The organism is Mesorhizobium sp. WSM4840, from assembly GCF_055811755.1.
The window spans coordinates 1-853 of record NZ_JBVVQD010000112.1 but is presented as its reverse complement, the minus strand read 5'-3'; the positions used below and the strand labels follow the sequence as shown (position 1 = coordinate 853).

Sequence of the window (853 nt, the reverse complement as noted above, 5' to 3'; positions counted from 1 at the left end):
ATCGGCGCTGGAAACATCGGCGCCACATTGGTGCGAATGCTTCGGCGCGTCCTCTCCTTAAAGCCGTCACCGGGCTTGCAATGCGGTGGCGCATTATGACATTGGCTGCATGAGCACGTCCGCACAACCAGTGCGTCTGGTCCGCCCCGAAAAGAAGCGGCGTCGCATCCCCATTGCAGTCATCATGGCGATGAGTTTCGGCAGCCTCGTGTTCCTGTCGGTCGGCGGCGTGCTCGCATTGTCGGTCGGCGCCAACCTTCGCAACACTTTCGACCTGCTCGGCGCCCAGTCGACGCTCCTGATCGATGCGATGGAGGATTTGCTGCGCGCCGAGATGGGACGCGCCGAGAGCGCCGTGGACGGCGTCGCGCAGCTCTACAAGCAGGGCGAGTTCCAGATCGACGACGAGGCGATGTCGGCGGCAGTTGCCAGTGCGCTGGCGGCAGCGCCGGGGGTGAACGCAATGTTGATCTGCACACCCGACCTGATTTGCAGGGGGGCGGCGGTGACCGGGGACAACGACGCCAAATATCCTGCCGGAACGATCCGGAAACTCCCCGCCGAGACCCAGAAATCGCCGCAAGTGCGCGCCGTTCTTGAAGAGCGCCAGCAGGTCGACGGACGCCGGTGGGGCGCCTTCGTGGCCAACGAACATGGCTTGTTCGCCAACGTCTCGGCGCCGCTGTCACGCGATGGCGCCACGAAGGCCTGGGTGATCGCCGCGGTGGAACTGCAGAACTTGTCCAAAATCACGCAGGAACTGTCGTCGCGCTTCGGCACGCATGCCTTCATTCTGGATGGCGACGGATCCATCCTGGCGGACCAGCGGCTGGCTTCCCCGGATGCGCTGAAG

At 64.2% G+C, this 853-nt stretch carries 1 pseudogene; it reads left to right on the top strand.

Going from position 1 to position 853, the window contains the following annotated elements:
- Nucleotides 1-109 precede the first annotated feature (109 nt).
- Nucleotides 110-853 (top strand): annotated as a pseudogene (locus AC0L3I_RS36920) (adenylate/guanylate cyclase domain-containing protein); the annotation flags it as partial.